General features: G+C 68.8%; 17 protein-coding genes. 6 read left to right on the top strand and 11 right to left on the bottom strand.

Annotation, left to right across the window (positions count from 1 at the left end; translation table 11 throughout):
- The 11 genes from ACFWPK_RS32990 to ACFWPK_RS33040 all read right to left on the bottom strand — a co-directional run.
- Positions 1-1112 (bottom strand): hypothetical protein (locus tag ACFWPK_RS32990; RefSeq protein WP_378922526.1); only part of this gene is annotated, 1112 nt, incomplete at its 3' end.
- Positions 1109-1483, bottom strand: a complete 375-nt coding sequence (locus tag ACFWPK_RS32995) for a hypothetical protein (RefSeq protein ID WP_378922528.1) — start codon at positions 1481-1483, stop codon at positions 1109-1111. The genes ACFWPK_RS32990 and ACFWPK_RS32995, both read right to left, overlap by 4 nt.
- Before the next feature lie 36 nt (positions 1484-1519).
- Positions 1520-2251: an ESX secretion-associated protein EspG gene (locus ACFWPK_RS33000; protein WP_378922530.1), complete on the bottom strand. Its 732-nt coding sequence runs from the start codon at positions 2249-2251 to the stop codon at positions 1520-1522.
- A gap of 81 nt (positions 2252-2332) precedes the next feature.
- Positions 2333-3283, bottom strand: coding sequence for a D-isomer specific 2-hydroxyacid dehydrogenase family protein (locus tag ACFWPK_RS33005; protein ID WP_378922532.1), 951 nt, complete (start codon positions 3281-3283; stop codon positions 2333-2335).
- A 245-nt stretch (positions 3284-3528) separates the two neighbouring features.
- On the bottom strand, positions 3529-4488 hold the full coding sequence (ligD, locus tag ACFWPK_RS33010) for a non-homologous end-joining DNA ligase (protein WP_378922534.1): 960 nt from the start codon (positions 4486-4488) through the stop codon (positions 3529-3531).
- Between the two features lie 69 nt (positions 4489-4557).
- Entirely contained in the window at positions 4558-6732 is a 2175-nt protein-coding gene (locus ACFWPK_RS33015) for an MMPL family transporter (protein WP_378922536.1), read from the bottom strand.
- Positions 6733-6761: 29 nt separating this feature from the next.
- Complete coding sequence (locus ACFWPK_RS33020) at positions 6762-7223, bottom strand: EXLDI protein (protein WP_378922538.1); 462 nt, start codon at positions 7221-7223, stop codon at positions 6762-6764.
- A 215-nt stretch (positions 7224-7438) separates the two neighbouring features.
- A complete protein-coding gene (locus ACFWPK_RS33025) occupies positions 7439-7828 on the bottom strand; it encodes a hypothetical protein (protein WP_378922539.1) in 390 nt (129 codons plus the stop codon).
- A 75-nt stretch (positions 7829-7903) separates the two neighbouring features.
- Positions 7904-10027, bottom strand: coding sequence for a RecQ family ATP-dependent DNA helicase (locus ACFWPK_RS33030; protein ID WP_378922541.1), 2124 nt, complete (start codon positions 10025-10027; stop codon positions 7904-7906).
- Positions 10028-10092: 65 nt separating this feature from the next.
- Complete coding sequence (locus ACFWPK_RS33035; protein ID WP_378922543.1) at positions 10093-11316, bottom strand: RtcB family protein; 1224 nt, start codon at positions 11314-11316, stop codon at positions 10093-10095.
- Between the two features lie 82 nt (positions 11317-11398).
- Positions 11399-12274: a ribokinase gene (locus ACFWPK_RS33040; protein ID WP_378922545.1), complete on the bottom strand. Its 876-nt coding sequence runs from the start codon at positions 12272-12274 to the stop codon at positions 11399-11401.
- A gap of 172 nt (positions 12275-12446) precedes the next feature.
- Between ACFWPK_RS33040 and ACFWPK_RS33045 the strand changes: the two genes are divergently transcribed.
- From ACFWPK_RS33045 to nadD, 6 genes are all read left to right on the top strand, one after another.
- Complete coding sequence (locus ACFWPK_RS33045; RefSeq protein WP_378922546.1) at positions 12447-13712, top strand: glutamate-5-semialdehyde dehydrogenase; 1266 nt, start codon at positions 12447-12449, stop codon at positions 13710-13712.
- On the top strand, positions 13709-14587 hold the full coding sequence (locus ACFWPK_RS33050; RefSeq protein ID WP_378922548.1) for an AAA family ATPase: 879 nt from the start codon (positions 13709-13711) through the stop codon (positions 14585-14587). Before ACFWPK_RS33045 ends, ACFWPK_RS33050 begins: the two co-directional genes overlap by 4 nt.
- Positions 14588-14589: 2 nt before the next feature.
- On the top strand, positions 14590-15981 hold the full coding sequence (locus ACFWPK_RS33055) for a VWA domain-containing protein (protein ID WP_378922550.1): 1392 nt from the start codon (positions 14590-14592) through the stop codon (positions 15979-15981).
- A gap of 11 nt (positions 15982-15992) precedes the next feature.
- On the top strand, positions 15993-16334 hold the full coding sequence (locus ACFWPK_RS33060; protein ID WP_378922551.1) for an MmcQ/YjbR family DNA-binding protein: 342 nt from the start codon (positions 15993-15995) through the stop codon (positions 16332-16334).
- 176 nt (positions 16335-16510) lie between these two features.
- Entirely contained in the window at positions 16511-17473 is a 963-nt protein-coding gene (locus ACFWPK_RS33065) for a hypothetical protein (RefSeq protein ID WP_378922553.1), read from the top strand.
- Positions 17474-17517: 44 nt separating this feature from the next.
- Positions 17518-18159: a nicotinate-nucleotide adenylyltransferase gene (gene nadD, locus ACFWPK_RS33070; protein ID WP_378922555.1), complete on the top strand. Its 642-nt coding sequence runs from the start codon at positions 17518-17520 to the stop codon at positions 18157-18159.
- The last annotated feature ends 21 nt before the right edge of the window (positions 18160-18180 follow it).

The following is an 18180-nucleotide window of genomic DNA, read 5'->3' on the forward strand; positions in this document are numbered from 1 at the left end:
GCGGGCGGCTCGGTAGTAGGAGCGGGCGCTTCGGTGGGCGGCGCGGGCGGTTCGGTAGGCGGCGCGGGCGGCTCGGTAGTAGGAGCGGGCGCTTCGGTGGGCGGCGCGGGCGGTTCGGTAGGCGGCGCGGGCGGCTCGGTAGTAGGAGCGGGCGCTTCGGTGGGCGGCGCGGGCGGTTCGGTAGGCGGCGCGGGCGGCTCGGTAGTAGGAGCGGGCGCTTCCGTGGGCGGCGCGGGCGGTTCGGTAGGAGGTGCAGGCGGCTCGGTGGTGGGTGCGGGCGGTTCGGTAGATGGTGCAGGCGGCTCGGTAGTGGGTGCGGGCGCGGTAGTGGGCGCGGGTGTCTCCGATGTCGGAGACTGTGGAGTGGAGCCCTGACCCTGGGGCGCAGGGGTTTCCGCCGGTGCGGGAGTCCTGGGCTCGGGGTCTTCGCCTGGCGTGGCAGTCCCGCCGGGCGCCGGAGTCGCACCGGATTCCGGGTTCTGTGGCGAATCCGACGAATTGCCTTGCGGTGCGGAAGGGCTCGGCGTCAACCCGTTGCCCTGCGAGGGTGAACCCTCTCGACCAGACGGCGATTCCGTCTCCCCGGGTGCGGTGGGCAGCGCCGGGACACCGGTTCCGGCAAGCGAATACGCCGGCTTGTAGATCATGTTCATCGCCAGCACGGCTTCCTGGCGCAATGCCTCGGCCGCCATCTGCGCGTCGATCACCTGCGCGCTCTCGAGCAGACGGGCGATCGCCCCGATCGGGCCCGACCCGCCCGGCGCGACAACGGCCAGCTTCACCGCCTCGGCGGCCGCGGCGACCCCACCGAGACGCGCGCCGACTTCGGCCATCACCACAGCGAGTTCGTCGATGGAGGCAGCGAAGCTGCGGGTACTCGCGGCGGCAGCATCTGCGGCCGTGCCGGACCAGCCGGTGTCGTTGATCACCCGGTCGGCGCCGGATTTGGTCAGCGGCATCGAGGTGGTGAGGGTAGCCGCGGTCTCCAGCCAGGTCATCGACGCGGCGAGAACGGCACCGGCGTCGATCTGCTGGGCACGCGTGTAGATCTGTTCGTGCGGCATGGATTCGAAATGTTCCATCGCACTGATGTAGGTGGGGTCGGTGCTCATCCGCGCACTCTCGAATCGACGGCGCGCAGGGCGGCGGCCGCGGCAGCGTCGGCTTCCTCGTAGAGGCCCGCGCTGAGCAGGAACGCCTCCTTCATCCGGTAGGCCGCCTCGATGTAGCGGTCGAGCAGTTCGGCGGCGTCACGTGCCTTGTGCGCGAAGCCCGCCTGTAACTGCTGGGCGGAGACGAATCCGCCGAACCCCGATGTCTCGGAAGCGTTCTCGAGCCCCTGACGCAGCTGGGCGAGGTGCTCGGCCTGCTGTTCGTAGAGGTCGGCGCACCGGCGGGCGGCTTCCGGGTCGAATTTCAGCGTCCCCGCCGCGGCGGCACTGCGGAACCGGGAGATCTCGGCTCTGCTGCTCTCGATCGTCATCGCGTCTCCCCTCCAGATGATGCGGTGGAGTCCAGGTTAGCCGGACCTTCTGCTGTGCGAACTGTGCGCCGGCACCAACCTGCGCTGTAACTGCGCGGCGAGTTGCCCAGTGGATGCGGGCACCACGTGCACGGTTTCGCCCGCGCGCAGCAGATAGCGACCATCGTTGGCCACGTCGATCCAGCTGTAGTGCACCGGCGGGCTCGGCACCGGACGGTCGAGCCCGGTTTCGATGCGAATGTGGCCCTCGGCGGTGTGCGGCCTGCGCAATAGTCGCTGGATCCGCGGCACGGCGGGGTGGGTCGCGAGCACGGTTTCCTCGTCGCGCACCGCGTCGGTCGCGGCCTCGCGCGCGGGTTCGCGTCCGGGCGGGGTATCGGGCAGACAGGTCGCGACGCGGGCGCCGATCCCCGCGGTGTGCCCGATCGAAACCCGCACGCTGCCACCGTAATCGGGTCGGGTACTCGGATCTTGCACCACCAGGACCGCGTGGTCGTAGACCGCGCAGGCGAGTAGCCGGATTTCGCTGCCGGGCGTATGGGCGCCGCCGACCAGCACGATCCTGGCGTGCGGTTCGGCGATGATCCGGAGGCAGGCGGCGAGGTCGGGGTCGCCCCCGGGTAGTCGGTCGTGCAGTCCCGCGCGCAATCGGGCCGCGTCGTTCTCGGTGTGCGGTGACTCGAGCACGCGCAGCGGAAACGGCATGCGGTCCTGACCCGATTCCCGCCAGACGTGCGCGAATTCGTCAGCGGTGAAGGTCCATCCCATTGCCGATCCCATCCTTACCGAACCAGGACGGGGACAGCCTAACCCGCGCTGTCGCATTCCGGCGTGCCGATCCTGCCCAGATCAGTAACCCCGCCTGGTCTCGATGATCGCCGCCAACGGCTCACCAGCGACGAACCGCGCCACATTCTCGCCGACATGATCGGCGAACGCCGCCAACCGCAGCTGCGGCGGGTTCGAATCGTGCGGGGTGATGATCGCGTTCGGCAAGGTCCACAGCGGGTGCCCGTCGGGCAGCGGTTCCGGGTCGGTGACGTCGAGTCCGGCGCCGCCGATCGAGCCGCGGGTCAGTGCGTCGACCAGTGCGTCGGTGTCGATCAGGCTGCCACGGGCAACATTGATCACCCAGGACGAGGGCTTGAGCCTGGCCAGTTCGTCCGCGCCGATGAGGTGGCGGGTCTGCGCCGTCGCCGGTGCCGCGACCACCACATGATCGGTATGCGACCACACCCGGGCGAGCTGATCGGTGGGCACCGTCTCGACATCGGCGGGAATGCCGTGACCGCTCACGGGGCGTCCCGACCGGTTCACCGCGATCACATGGGCGCCGAGCGGAGCCAGCATCGGGATCAACGCGCGCCCGATCCCGCCCGCGCCGACGATCGTCACGGTCTTGCCGCGCAACGACCCGATGTGCGGGAAGAACTCGCGCTGCTGCCACGACGTCGCCCGCAGCTGCTCGGGCAGATACCGAACCCCGGCCAGCAGCATCATCAGCGCGTGCTCGGCGACACTGTGCGAGAACGCACCTGCCGCGGAGGTGAACAGCACGTCCGGGTGCGCGGTGAACACGCCCGCGTCGAAGAAGTCCTCGATCCCCGCGGCGGGCAGCTGTGCCCAGCGCACCGACGACGGCAGGGTCGCCGGGAAATCGCCGGGTTTGCCGGTCCAGATCAGTGCGTCGGCCTCCGCGAGCTCACCGACCCGAGCGCCCGCTCCGACAACCGCTTTCTCGAGCAAGCGCGGCGCCGGCTGGTCCGGGGCGATCGCGATCGTGGTCGCGGATTCCTGCACAGAGACCTCCTGGGTCGATCGGTGAGTCTGCGCCGCACTGCGCGGCCCGAGCGCTGCTATCGGCACCGCGCGCGGTCCCGGACTCTGATTCTTCCTCGTCGCGGTCGACCGCGCCTGCGCACCCTCCATGTCGGTCCCGGTGCGCGGTCCGCCACGCCGGTTTCTCGTCCTGATCGGCTGGTCGTGACGCTCAGCGGCCGGCGGCGGCCGCCTCGCGGACTCCGGGTGGCGTCAGTCGGGACGGCTCACGCTTCGTCGAGGTCGACGGGCTCTTCGACGCCGTGCCGATCGGCCAGTTCCAGCAGGGGCGCGATGTCGAACACGGCTTGGTCCATATCGGCCTGCAGGTCGCCGAGCTCGGCGTACCGGGCAGGCACGGTCGCGATGGTGAAGTCGCGCGGTGCGATGTCGTCGATCTCGGTCCAGCGAACCGGGGTCGACACGGTCGCTTCCGGTACGCCCCGCACGGAGTAGGCGGCGGCGATGGTGTGGTCGCGTGCGTTCTGGTTGTAGTCGACGAACAGCTGCGCGGGATCGCGGTCTTTGCGCCACCAGGCCGTCGTCACATCCTCGGGCGCGCGCCGCTGCACCTCCTGCGCGAACGCGAGCGCCGCCCGCCGGACCTGGCCGAACCCGTATTCCGGCGCGATCCGCACATACACATGCAGCCCGGACCCACCGGAGGTCTTCGGCCAGCCGATGGCTCCGAGCTCATCGAGTACCTCGTGCACCACCCCGGCGACCCGCTGCACCCGCGACCACGGGCAATCCGGCATCGGATCGAGGTCGATGCGCCACTCGTCGGGTGACTCGGTATCGGAAGCCCGCGAATTCCAGGGATGGAACTCCACCGTGGACATCTGCACAGCCCAGATCACGTCCGCGAGCTCGTGCACGCACAGTTCGTCGGCATGCCTGCCGTAGCGCGGAAAATGCACGCGCACCGTCGAAATCCAGTCCGGCGCACCCGCGGGCACCCGCTTCTGGTGCACTTTTCCACCGGGTAGTCCCTTGGGAAATCGGTGCAGCATGCAGGGCCGATCCCGCAAGGCGTTGACGATCCCGTCCCCGACGCTCAGGTAGTACTGCACCAGATCGAGCTTGGTCACGCCGAGCTCGGGAAAATACACCCGGTCGGGATTGCTGACCCGCACCGTGTGCTCACCCACCGATAGTTCTACCGCCGGCGCCGCAGACTTGGCCACCCGCCCAACGATAGACGAGCAGGCCCGCCCCCGACGGGGAGCGGACCTGCGTCGTCGTGCGTCTGATCGCTACCAGCGGCTGTTCTCCGTCGGTGGCGTGTAGTAGCTCTCGGCATAGGAGTGCTCTGCCCAGCGCGACTTCTTGTCCTCGTCACTGTCACCACCGTGGCCGGGCCACCAAGCGCGGCGCCCGAGGAGCGCGGTCACCGCGGGAGTGAAGAACAGTGCCATCACGAACGCGGCGATCGCGATACCCACCGAGATGGCGAAGCCCATCTGCGACAGGGTGCTGTTGCCCGCCAGCATCATCGAGGCGAAGGTGCCCGCCAGGATGAGACCGGCCGCGGCCACCGTCGGCCCCGTGTGCCGCACGGCCAGCGCCGCCGCTTCCCGCGGTGTGTGCCCCTCGCGGGCTTCTTCCCGCAAACGGGCGACCATCAGGATGTTGTAGTCGGTACCCAGTGCGACGACGAACAAGTACATGATCACCGGCAGCGTGAAGATCAGGCCGTTCTCACCCTGGATCTGCTGGAACACCAGCACCGTCGCGCCGAGGGTCGCGGCGAAGCCGAGGAACACCGAGGCCATCAGGTACCAGGGTGCGACGAGACTGCGCAGCAGCAGCGCCAGCACGAGCATGATCAGGATCGCGGCCACCGGGAACACGATCGCGTAGTCGTGGTTCATCGCGTCCTTGAAGTCCACGAACACCGCGGTCATACCGCCGACCGCCGCGGTGGCCCCCGCGGGCGCCGCCTGATGCGCGACCTCACGCAGCGGACCGGCCACCGTGTCGAGCGCGGCATCGGATTCCGGTGCGTTGGCGAGCGTCACCTGGAAGTTCGCGATCGTGCGGTCCGGCGACAGCTGCGCCGGTCCGACCTGGCCGACGCCCGCCACCTGGGTCAACGCCGTCCGGTAGGTCGTGAGCTGATCATCGCCCAGCGGACCGCCGGGCGAGTGCAGCAGCACATCGGAGGGCTGGGTGGCGCCGGCGGGCATGCCCTTGAGCAGTTCGGTGGTGAAGACCACCGACTCGGAGGCGTCGGAGGTGGAACCCGAGCTCAGATCGAAGGTCGGGTTGAAGCCGATCGCGAACACCCCGAGGGCCACCAGCACACCGCCGGAAGCGACCGCGAACACGCCGGGCCGCCTGCCCATCGCCGCACCGATCGCGCCGAACCGGGCACCCCGCGGCTCGACCTGCCAGGCCTTCGACGGCCAGAACACCTTGGTGCCGAGCAGCGAGACGATCGCGGGCACCAGCGTGAGACCGGCCAGCAGCGCCACCGCGACCGCGATCGCCAGCGCCGGACCCATCGCCCGGAACATCCCGAGGCTCGACAGTGTCAGTGCCATGAACGCGATGATCACGGCCGCCGCGGCCGAGGTGATTGCCTCACCGACCCGGGTGACGGCGTTGACCATCGCGGTCTTCGGGTCGTCGCCCGCCCGCAGCCGTTCCCGGTAGCGGAACATCAGGAACAGGATGTAGTCGGTGCCGACACCGAACAGCACCACCAGCAGGATCGCGCTGATCGAGGTGTCGATATCGAGGTCGAATGCCTTGGCGGCCATCGCGATCAGGCCGCTGACGGTGCTCGAGATCGCACCGATGGTGAGCACCGGCAGCAAGGCGATGACCGGGCTGCGGAAGATGATCAGCAGCAGCACCAGGATCAGCACGATCGTGGCGATGCCGATGATCGCCATGCCCTTCTCGCCCTCCTCGGTCTGATCGAGGGTCTGTGCCGCCGTGCCGGTGATGCCTGCCTTCAACCCGGTGTCACGCACCTGTTCCTTCAGCTGTTCGCGCAGGCTCTTCACCGCCTCGCCCTGGGTCTTGTCGGCGGCGTCGGTCAGTTTGGTCATCTGCACCGCGATGACCTGGACCAGACGGTTGTCCGACGGTGGTGTCACCTGAATGCCGGTGACGCCCTTGATGTCACGTGCGGTCAGTGCCGAGGCGGCCGCGCTGACCGCGGTCGAGTCCTCGTCGGTCAGCGCCGCGCCGTCCGCGCGGACCACCACGATGAGGGCGGCGGGCGCGGCATGCTGCGAAAATGCCTGCTCCTGCAGCTTCATCGCCTGGATCGACTCGTAATGCGAAGGCAGGAACTCGGATTGGTCGGTCGTCGCGGTGAGCGTCGGTGCCGTCGACAACACGGCGACGATCGCGAGCACCCACAGGCCGATCACTTTCCATGGATGGTGGACGACGACGCGTCCCAGTCTGGCGAACACAGTGGTAGGTCCTTTCCTGGCCTGGCCGGTCAGACGTCGAGGTCGTGGTTGCGCGGGTGCTGGACGCGGTCGACGACCATCAGGTGGACCTTCGGTGAGACCAGCGGGCGCAGCGCGTCGAGCGAATCGACCACCTCGGTGGTGTAGTTGCCCCAGCCCTGATCGCCCTTGCCGAGGAGCGCGCGCCAGTTCTTCCAGTCCTCGGTCCAGTCGCCGAGCTCGTTGTAGTCCGACCACGCGGAGGTCTGCTTGTGCACGAGGTAGTTGCCCTTGCGGGTGAGGTAGACCCGGACGGTGTCGATGGCCTTGCGGGTTACCTGCCGTGATTCGCCGACCTGGCGACCGGTGAAGCGCTGGGTGCGGCCGCCGCCGGGGCCGACCTTGACGGTGATCTGGGCGAAGCCGTCGGCGTCAGGGGTGGTGGTGTCCGGCTTGGTGGTGTCGATGGCAGCCGGGTCGGTGTCGTGGGTGGGGAGGGGTTCGGTGGTCATCGATCGCTCCGATTCGATAAGGCAGTGCGCATATGGGCATGGGTGTACGAGCGGCGTGCCCCTTGTTTCGGGCCGTCGTCGTGGGTCTGTATTCGGTTGTCGGCGCTGTGTGCGTTCCGTCCGACTCACTATAAGTAGATGTATACGTATAGAGCAAGAGGCAAAAAAAGTCCGCACGGATCGACTCCGTGCGGACTGCTACGTTCGGGGCGGAACTACAGCTCGTAGACGCCGAACGCCCGGTTCTGGATGCACATCGGCATCACATGGACCCGGTCGGTCCATTCGAATCTGGCTGCCGCCTCGACGGTCTCGCGTTCCGCGACACACACGCTCGCGGTGCCGGGCATGGTCAGCGGGTTGAGCACGGCCAGCGGGATGCCGGCGTGAACGCCGCTGTAGAGGCCGCCGCTGAAGCACAACGGCGTGATGGCGATGCCGCGGACGGCGCTCTCGCGGTCGGCGGCGGCCTGAGCGCCGGGGACGCCGGCGCAGTCGAGGGGGTTCTCGTTCGACGCCTGGGCGGGAACGGTCAAGAGGGTGAATCCGGCCGCACAGCCCGCGGCAACGGCCATCAGGGTTCGAGCAAATGTGGTCCTGGTCATAGGCGCATTCAAGCACTGGTGATGGTGGGTGCACACAATCTGGGCGGCGTGTTGGGTTTTTGGCGTGTGGGCGGGTCAGGTGGGGGTCGCCAGGGCGAAGGGGAGGACCGCGTCGGCTCCGCTGGTGCGCAGGGCGTGGGCGGCGACGGTCATGGTCCAGCCGGTGTCGGTGAGGGTGTCCACGAGCAGGATCGGGCCATCGACCCCGGAGAGGTCGGGGACTTCCCACGAGTCGAACAGCCCGGCTACCCGGTGGGCGGAGTTCGCCGCCGAGACCGGCGGTCGGTCGGGTCGGTTGTGGAGGGTGCCGAGGTTGTCGAGCCTGCCGATCTGGGCCAGGCGTGCGGCGAGGCTGGTGGTGAGCTGGGGGTAGCGGGGGGATTCGAGGGCGAGCACCGAGGTGGGACGGGTGCTCCAGGTCCAGTCGCGCAGCACCGCGATGCAGGCGTCGAAGACCCCGTCGGGTACCGGTGCGTCGGGGGCGTCGAGCAGGGTGCGCAAACGCATGCCCCAGCCGAGATCGGTGAGCCTGCCGAGTACCCGGCCGGTTTCGGCGCCGCCGGAGATCTTGCCCGACAAGGGGATTCCCAATTTCGCCATGCCGCTCGGCCACTGTTTGCGGGGGGCGAGATCGAGACCGGGCCGGTCGAGGCGGGCTCGGGTGGCGGCGATCGCGGCGTCGTCGACGGTGGTGTCGGGGCGGGTGCCGGTGCAGTTGTCGCAGCGTCCGCAATCGAGGTCGGCAGTCGCCGGCCCGGCCAGGCCGGGGTCGTCGAGTTGGCGGCGCAGGAAGGTCATCCGGCACGTAGCCGTCGACTGGTAGTCGATCATCGCTTGCTGTTCGGCGTCGCGGGCAGCGGCCAGGCCCTCGTAGCGCTCGGTGTCGTAGGTCCAGTCCTGGCCGGTCGAGAGCCACCCACCGCGCACCCGCCGCACGGCACCGTCGACATCGAGCACCTTCAGCACCATCTCGAGCCGCGATCGGTTCAGCTCGACGAGCGGTTCCAGCGCCACCGTCGACAGCGCCCGGTCGGTATCCAACGCGGCGAGCACCGAGCGCACGATGTGCTCGCGCGGGAAGGCGACGGAGGCGAAGTAACTCCAGATCCGCGCGTCCTCGGGGCCGGGCAGCAGGACCACCTCGGCGCGCGCGGTACCGCGGCCGGCACGACCGACCTGCTGGTAGTACGCGATGGGCGAGGACGGAGCCCCGACGTGCACAACGAATCCGAGATCGGGCTTGTCGAAGCCCATCCCGAGCGCCGACGTCGCGATCAACGCCTTGACCTCGTTGTTCAGCAGCGCTGCCTCGAGCACCTCGCGTTCGGCGGGGTCGGTCTGGCCGGTGTAGGCGGCGACGGTGTGGCCGTGTGAATTCAGCAGGTCGGCCAGGTCGTTGGCCGCGGCGACGGTGAGGCAGTAGATGATGCCCGAGCCAGGCATCCGGTTCAGCTGTTCACCCAGCCAGGCCGTGCGCTGCACCGCGTCGTCGAACCGCACCACCGACAGGTGCAGCGACTCGCGATCCAGCGTGCCGCGCAACACCAGCGTGTCGGTGCCGATCTGTCCGGCCACATCGGTGACCACCCGGTCGTTGGCGGTCGCGGTGGTCGCCAGCACCGGCACATCGGATCCCAGGTCGGCGATCAGCGTGCGAATGCGGCGGTAGTCGGGCCGGAAGTCGTGCCCCCAGTCCGACACGCAGTGCGCTTCGTCGATGACGACGAGTCCGGCGTCGGCGGCCAAACGTGGCAGCACCTGATCGCGAAAGTCCGGATTGTTCAGCCGTTCCGGACTCACCAACAGCACATCGACCTCGCCGTCGGCCACCCGCTGATGGATCTCGTCCCACTCGGTGACATTGCCCGAGTTGATCGTGGCCGCCACCACCCCGGCCCGCTCGGCGGCCGCCACCTGGTTGCGCATCAACGCCAGCAGCGGCGACACGATCACCGTCGGCCCACGCCCCGCCCCCCGCAACAACTTGGCCGCGATGAAGTACACCGCCGACTTTCCCCACCCGGTCCGCTGCACCACCAGCGCCCGCCTGCGCTGCACCACCAGGGCTTCGATCGCGATCCACTGATCCTCCCGCAACCGCGCGTCGGGCCCGGCGAGCTCGCGGAGCAGCTCCTCGGCTCGTTCGCGCAGGTCGGGAGCCGTCAGGTCGAGCACATCGTTGCCTGCGGGTGAGGTCATGCGCCCATCGTGCCCGACGCCTCCGACAGGTTCGATGGGCAGCACAGACCTGCGCCGACGATGAATCAGCCCTTCACGCACAGCACCTGACGCAGCGTCGCCACCACATCGACCAGATCGGCCTGTGCCGCGATCACCTGATCGATGTCCTTGTACGCGGCCGGGATCTCATCGACCACGCCCGCGTCCTTCCGCGATTCCACGCCCTCGGTCTGCGCGACCAGATCCGCGACCGTGAACTGCCGCTTGGCGGCTGAGCGGCTCAACCGCCGCCCCGCACCGTGCGAGGCCGACTGGAACGAAGCGGGATTCCCCTTGCCCCGCACCACATACGACCGCGTACCCATCGACCCCGGAATCAACGCGAGTTCACCGGATCCGGCTCGCACCGCACCCTTACGGGTCACCAGCATCGGCACCCCGTCGATGATCTCCTCGGCCACATAGTTGTGGTGGCAGGAGATGGGCTCGTCGAAACGCACTTCCCGCCCGGCGAATTCGTCACGCACCGCGCGGCACACCAGCGACAGCATCACCGCGCGATTGCGCGCGGCGTACTCCTGCGCCCAGCTGAGGTCACGCCGGTAGGCATCCATTTCCGCTGTTCCGGAGACGAAGACGGCCAGATCCCGATCCGGCAGCGACTGGTTGTGCGGCAGCGCACGCGCCACCGCCATGTGCCGCTCGGCCAGTTCCTTGCCGATATTGCGCGAACCGGAGTGCAGCAGAATCCAGACCGCGTCGTCCTGGTCGAGGCAGACTTCGATGAAGTGATTGCCGCCGCCGAGGGACCCGATCTGCTTGTGCGCCTTGGACTCCAGCTGGGAAACCCCCGGATGAAGCTCCCCGAACGAACGCCAGAACCGCTCCCAGCCGTTGGCGCGCAACGCGGCCTTCCCGTGCGAACCCGCGAGCTCGGCACCGAGCTTCGTCACGTTCACGGCATCCTTGTGCGCCTGGAAGCCGACGGGCACCGCCTGCTCGATCCGGCTGCGCAGCGAGCGCAGATCGTCCGGGAGATCAGCGGCGGTGAGATCGGTCTTCACGCTCTCCATCCCGCACCCGATATCGACGCCGACCGCGGCGGGCGCGACCGCATCACGCATTGCGATGACCGAACCGACCGTCGCGCCTTTACCGAGGTGCACATCGGGCATCACGCGCAGCCCGTGCACCCACTCCAGATCCGCGATATTGCGGAGCTGGCGCAGCGCTGACTGCTCGATCTCGTGCTCGTTGGCCCACATGAGCGTCTGCGCTCGCGTACCGCGCAGCTCGACGGGAAACATGGTCGGTCCTCTCCTTGATGAAAGACCAACGGTAAGGGGCGGGGCGGATGTGGCGCACCTGATTTTCACCGCGCCCGGCAGGTCAGCCGGTGGTGATCGCGGCCGCGATCTGGGCGCTGCAGGGGATCGACGAGCTCGCGCCGAGACGGGTGGTCGCCAGTGCGCCGGCGGTATTCGCCCAGTTCAGTGCGGTAGGCGCACCCTGCTTCCAGGTTGCGGCCAGCGCGCCGGTGAACGCGTCACCCGCGCCGGTCGTGTCGACCACATCGACGGCGAGTCCCGCGACGGAGAGCTCGGTCCCGTCCGCGCCGCGATACACCGCCCCGTCCCCGCCGAGCGTGCGCACCACGTGCGCGACCCGGGCAAGTTCGGCCGAATACTGCTCGGATTCCAGGGAATTCACGATCGCGAGGTCGACGGCGGTCCACAGTTCGGTGGGCAGCGACTGAACCGGCGAGGGATTCAGGGCGACGACGGTGCCCGACGCGCGCGCGTGCAGGGCGGCGGCGAGCACGGTGTCGATCGGAATCTCCAACTGGCACAACAGGATGTCGGCAGCCGCGATCGCCGCGAGTTCGTCGGCCGTCAGATCGGATACCCGCCCGTTGGCTCCCGCTACCACGATGATGCTGTTCTCGCCGGTGCCGTCGACCACGATCGAGGCGACCCCGCTGGCACCATCGACCCTGCGTAGCAAGGTGGTATCGACGCCTGCGTCCGACAGCGTCGCCGTCAGTTCCGCCCCGAAGGCGTCATCGCCGATCGCGCCGAGAAACCGAACCCGCGCGCCGGACCGTGCCGCCGCGATCGCCTGATTCGCCCCCTTGCCGCCGGGCACCGTCGCGAACTCGGACCCGAGCACTGTCTCACCCGGTGCCGGCCTGCGCGAGACCGTCGTGACCAGGTCCATATTGACGCTGCCCAGGACAACGACAGTCGGCGAGTCAGTGCGATCCATACCGCTGAATCTAGCGGCGACAGCGCCATACGACCTGCGCGCGTCCTTGTGGACAACTGCGTCGACAGCGTCGCCGAACCTGTGGATAACTCGGTCCCGCCGCCGGTCGGAGCCGTATTCCGGGTGGCGGGTGGCGTCGAGTGCGCGAGTGGGACTGCGTACGCTGATACCCATGACGGTAGAAGTGACCCCCGAGCTGGACATCCGCGCAGCGGTGCACGACGCCGCCCGCAGGGCTCGCGTCGCGTCCCGTGTGCTGGCTCAGCTGACCACGGCGCAGAAGAACGACGCCCTGCACGCGGCGGCCGACGCCCTGCTCGCCGCCGCCGATCGCGTGCTCGCGGCCAATGCCGCCGACATCGCGACCGCGCAAGCCGCCGGTACCGAGGAGAACCTGCTCGACAGGCTGCGGCTCACCAAGGCCCGTATCGACGGCATCGCCTCCGGCCTGCGTCAGGTCGCCACGCTGCCCGACCCGGTCGGCGGCGTCGTGCGCGGCTCCACCCTGCCCAACGGCCTCGAGATCCGTCAGACCCGTGTCCCGCTCGGCGTGGTCGGCATGGTCTACGAGGCACGGCCCAATGTCACCGTCGACGCCTTCGGTCTCGCCCTCAAGTCGGGCAACGCGGCGCTGCTGCGTGGGTCGTCCTCGGCCGCGAACTCCAACGCCGCGCTGGTCGAGGTATTGCGTGAAGCCCTTGTCGCCCAGGGCATCCCGGCCGACGCCGTGCAGCTGCTGCCGAGCAACGACCGCTCCAGCGTCACCCACCTGATCCAGGCCCGCGGCCTCGTCGACGTGGTGATCCCGCGCGGCGGTGCGGGCCTGATCAACGCCGTCGTCCGCGACGCCCAGGTGCCCACCATCGAGACCGGCACCGGCAACTGCCACGTCTACGTGCACTCGGCCGCCGACCTGGACATGGCCGAAGCCATCGTGCTCAATGCCAAGACCCGCCGCCCCAGCGTCTGCAATGCCGCCGAGACCGTCCTCATCGACGCCGCCGTCGCCGAGACCGCGCTGCCCCGGCTGAGCAAGGCACTCGAAGACGCGGGTGTCACCATCCACGGCGATCTGCCCGGTCAGGTCCCGGCCACCGATGCCGACTGGGGTGAGGAGTACCTCACCATGGATATCGCGCTGAAGGTCGTCGACGACCTCGATGCCGCCGTCGAACACATCAATACCTGGGGGACCGGCCACACCGAGGCCATCGTCACCGCCGACCTGGCCGCCGCCCGCGAGTTCACCGCCAGGGTGGACGCCGCCGCGGTGATGGTGAACGCGTCCACCGCGTTCACCGACGGTGAGCAGTTCGGCTTCGGCGCCGAGATCGGCATCTCCACCCAGAAGCTGCATGCCCGCGGCCCGATGGCACTGCCCGAACTCACCTCCACGAAGTGGATCGTGTGGGGCGACGGCCAGACTCGGCCGGTGTGATCGTGACTCTCGTACAGGAACCGATCTTCACCTCGGTCGACGATGTCATCGACCGGCTCGCCACCACCGGCTACCTGGCCGACAAGGCAACGGCCACATCGGTTTTCCTTGCCGATCGGCTGGGTAAACCGCTGCTCATCGAGGGCCCGGCCGGTGTCGGCAAAACCGAACTCTCGCGAGCGGTGGCCCAGGTCGCCGACGCCGAACTGGTCCGCCTGCAGTGCTACGAGGGCGTCGACGAGGCGCGCGCGCTCTACGAGTGGAACCACGCCAAGCAGATCCTGCGGATCCAGGCGTCGAGTGAAAACGATTGGGCCGAAACCAAAGCCGACGTCTTCACCGAGGAGTTCCTGCTCTCGCGCCCCTTGCTCACCGCCATCCGGCGCACCGAGCCGACGGTGCTGCTGATCGATGAGACCGACAAGGCCGATGTCGAGATCGAAGGCCTGCTGCTCGAAGTGCTCAGCGATTTCGCGGTGACCGTGCCCGAACTGGGCACCATCACCGCCACCCGCAAGCCGTTCGTGGTGCTCACCTCGAATGCCACCCGGGAACTGTCGGAGGCGCTCAAGCGCCGCTGCCTGTATCTGCACCTGGACTTCCCCGACGAAGACCTCGAGCGCCGCATCCTGGCCAGCCGCGTACCGGAGCTGCCGAGCACCGTGGCCGAGCAATTGGTGCGGGTCGTGCACGTGCTGCGTGGGATGCAGCTCAAGAAGCTGCCCTCGGTGGCCGAAACGATCGACTGGGGCAACACCCTGCTCGCCCTTGGTGCCGCCGACCTCGACGACGCGACCGTGCGCGCCACGCTCGGCGTGGTGCTCAAGCACCGAAGCGATCACCAGCGCGCGCTGGCCGAGCTGAAACTGGCCTGATCATGACCTCGCCGGCACCGCACGGAATCGGTGGCCACGTCGCCGGTTTCGTCGGTGCGCTCCGGGCCCGTGGTGTGCCGGTCGGACCGTCGGAAACCGTCGATGCCGGCCGGGTGTTGACCGTGCTGGACCTGCTCGATCGCGAGGCCGTGCGCGAGGGGCTGGCCTGTGCGCTGCTGCGCAGGCCCACCCATCGCGCCACCTTCGACGGACTGTTCGACCTGTGGTTCCCCGTCGCCGTGGGTGATCGCACCGCCGAGACTCCGGACCTGCCGCGCACCCCTGACGGACAGATCGACCTGGCCGCCCTGCGCGAGCAACTCGCCGAACTGCTCGCCGCCGAGGACAGCGGCCCCCAGCAGCAATTGCTGGCCGGGCAGGTGGTCGAGCAACTCGGGCAGTACCAGTCAGCGCGTGGACCGTCGTTCTCGGCGTACCAGGCGCTCAAAGATCTTGCGCCCCAGTCCTTGCTGGCCAAGGTGCTCGCGGGCCTCGCCCTGCCGCCGGATGCGAGCGAGCGCGACACCGAGGTCGCCCGCCGCGTCGCCAGGGAACGCATCGCGGGCTTCCGTGCGCGCGTGGAAGCCGAGACCAACCGGCGCGTGGCCGAACAGATCGGGCGCGAACGCGTCGCGACCTACGGTGTCGCCCGCCAGGCCGAGGACGCCGACTTCCTACGCGCCTCCGAACGCGAGCTCACCGAGCTGCGGCGCGGCACCCAGCGATTGGCCCGGATCCTGGCCTCCCGGCTGGCGGTGCGGCGCAAACGGGCCCGGCGCGGCGAGATCGATCTGCGGAAAACCCTGCGCGCGTCGATGTCGACCGGTGGGGTGCCGATCGACCTGGTGAACCGCAAACCGCGTCCCGGCCGCCCGGAACTGGTGCTGCTGTGCGATATCTCCGGCTCGGTGGCCGGGTTCAGTAACTTCACGCTGCTGCTGGTGAGCGCGCTGCGTGAGCAGTTCTCGCGGGTGCGGATCTTCGCGTTCGTCGACCGCACCGACGAGGTCACCGGGTTCTTCGAGCCGTACGCGGGCCTCGACGATGTGATGACCCGGATCTTCACCGAGTCGCGCATCATCGACGCCGACGGGCACTCCGACTACGGCTACGCGCTGACCAGTTTCGCCGAGAACTTCGGCGAAGCCGTCACGAGCCGCAGCTCGCTGCTGGTCCTCGGCGACGGCCGCACCAACTACCGCAACCCGCAACTGGACACCCTGCGCGAACTGGTCGGCACCGCCCGGCACGCCCACTGGCTCAATCCCGAACCCAAAAATCTGTGGGGGACAGGCGATTCAGCGGCTCGCGACTACGGCTCGGTGATCGAGATGCACGAATGCCGATCAGCTCGGCAGCTGACCGAGGTGGTCTCCAGATTGTTGCCCGTCTGAAGGAGCTGACGATGAGTGTTGACGTCTTGGCCTACTGCCTGACCAAACCGGGCGCCTGGGAAGACGAGCCGTGGGAGGGCGACACCGTTGCCAAGGTCGGCGACAAAGTGTTCGCGTTCCTCGGGGCAGGCACGTCGATCGGCCTCAAATGCGGGCGTGACCGCCTCGAAGCCGACGAACTGGTCAACATCTACCCCGACGACGTCACCGTGTCGGCCTACATCGGCCGCTACGGCTGGAACAGCATCCGCGTCGGCGGCGCGGTGCCCGACGACGAACTGCGCGAACTGATCGACGCCTCCTACGACGCGGTCGTCGCCAAACTCCCGAAGTCGAAGCGCCCCACTGCCTGATCACTTCAGCCGACGTTAAGCGACTCACATGGCACGACCACCAAGATCACGCCCATGCTGGCAGGGGCGTCGCGCGACGACGAGCGATCCGATCGACGGATATCGGACGTAGGGAGGGCGCGCTCGGGCCGTTCCCGCGCCGACTGGGCGTGGTCTGCTCGGTGACCGACCCGCTCATGAACGAGATCGGTTGCCCCCGAGGCGAACCCGGCATCATCGATTCGGCCGAATCGGTGCCGTCCACGGCCGTGGCGGACGGCCTACCAGAGGTCGGAGCTCGGCATCTGGCACCCGGTTCGGGGGCACGGGCGGCGCGGCGTCTGGCCGGGATCGCTGCGGCGCGGCTTGCCGATGCCCCGGCCGCGGCGGAGGAACAGCTGCGCAGGGCGCTCGTCGTCGGCGCCGGTGAGCTGGGTGGTCGAGAACTCGCCGCGATGCGCACCCAGCTGGTCACCGCCGTCGCCGCCCAGCCGGGTCGCGACCGTGATGTGGCACGTGCGGCCGCGTCGGCGGCGGCCTGTTGGCAGCCGATCTCGCAGGCCGATTCTGTGCATCTGTGGCTGGTCGCCGGGCGGGCCTGGCATCGGGCGGGTAGGCACGCCGAGGCGGTGCGTGCCCTCGACCGTCCGCTGCTGACCGGATCTGTCGACTACCCGCCGGCCGAGCTCGCGCGGGTACGCGCCGAGTTCGCGGAATCGCTGAACCACCTCGGCCGCTACCGCCAGGCAGCGTGGCAGTTCGCCGAGGCGGCGCGGCTGATCGCCGGTTCGCCCGCGCAGCGCCGCCGCCATGCCGACCTGGTGTGGTCGGCCGCGGTCGCCCGTGAGTGCTGTGGGCAGGAGTCCGAGGCACTCGGCGGCTACCTGCGTGCCGCGGGTCTGTGGGGCGAACAGGACAAGATCGTGCCGAGGGCCCGCTGCCTGCGCGCCGCCGCATGGCTGCAGCTGCGCGGACCCCGTGGGCGGGTGCGCGGGCCGTGGTGGGTGACCATCGATGTGTTGCTGACCGAACTGAATCGCCGGGTCGCGGCGGACCCGGCCGCGCACCTCGTCGAAGAGCTGAAACGTACCCGCGCCCAGTTCGCCCAGATGTGCGCGCAGGCGTCGGGATCTCGCGAGCGCCGTGACGGCCCGGAGTAGTCCGGTCCGCCCCGGCCCGGTCGGCCGGATTAAGCTCAGACCTCATGCACGAAACAGCTCGGCCGCGTCGCAAGCTCGGGGTCATGGGCGGCACCTTCGACCCGATCCACCACGGCCACCTGGTCGCGGCGAGCGAGGTCGCGAACCGGTTCGAGCTCGACGAAGTGATCTTCGTGCCGACCGGCCAGCCGTGGCAGAAGGTCAACAAGCAGGTCAGCCCCGCCGAGGATCGCTACCTGATGACGGTCATCGCCACCGCGTCCAACCCGAGGTTCTCCGTCAGCCGGGCCGACATCGAACGCAACAAGGTCACCTACACGGTGGACACCCTGCGCGAGATGCAAAACGCGCACCCCGACGCGGAGCTGTACTTCATCACCGGTGCGGACGCGCTGGCCAACATCCTGACATGGCAGGATTGGACCGAACTGTTCGAACTGGCGAAGTTCGTCGGGGTGAGCCGACCGGGTTACGAACTGAACACCGATCATCTCGAGGAGCATCTGCGGGACCTTCCCGCCGACGCCGTGACGATGGTCGAGATCCCCGCGCTGGCCATCTCGTCGAGCGAATGCCGCCGCCGCGCCGCGGTTGGTCGGCCGGTCTGGTACCTCGTCCCCGACGGCGTGGTGCAGTACATATCGAAGCGGCACCTCTACGTGCCCGCAGGAACGGAAGGTAGCTGACGTTGAGCCACATGAGCGAGG

The organism is Nocardia sp. NPDC058519 (genome assembly GCF_042719755.1).
Classification (GTDB): Bacteria; Actinomycetota; Actinomycetes; order Mycobacteriales; family Mycobacteriaceae; genus Nocardia.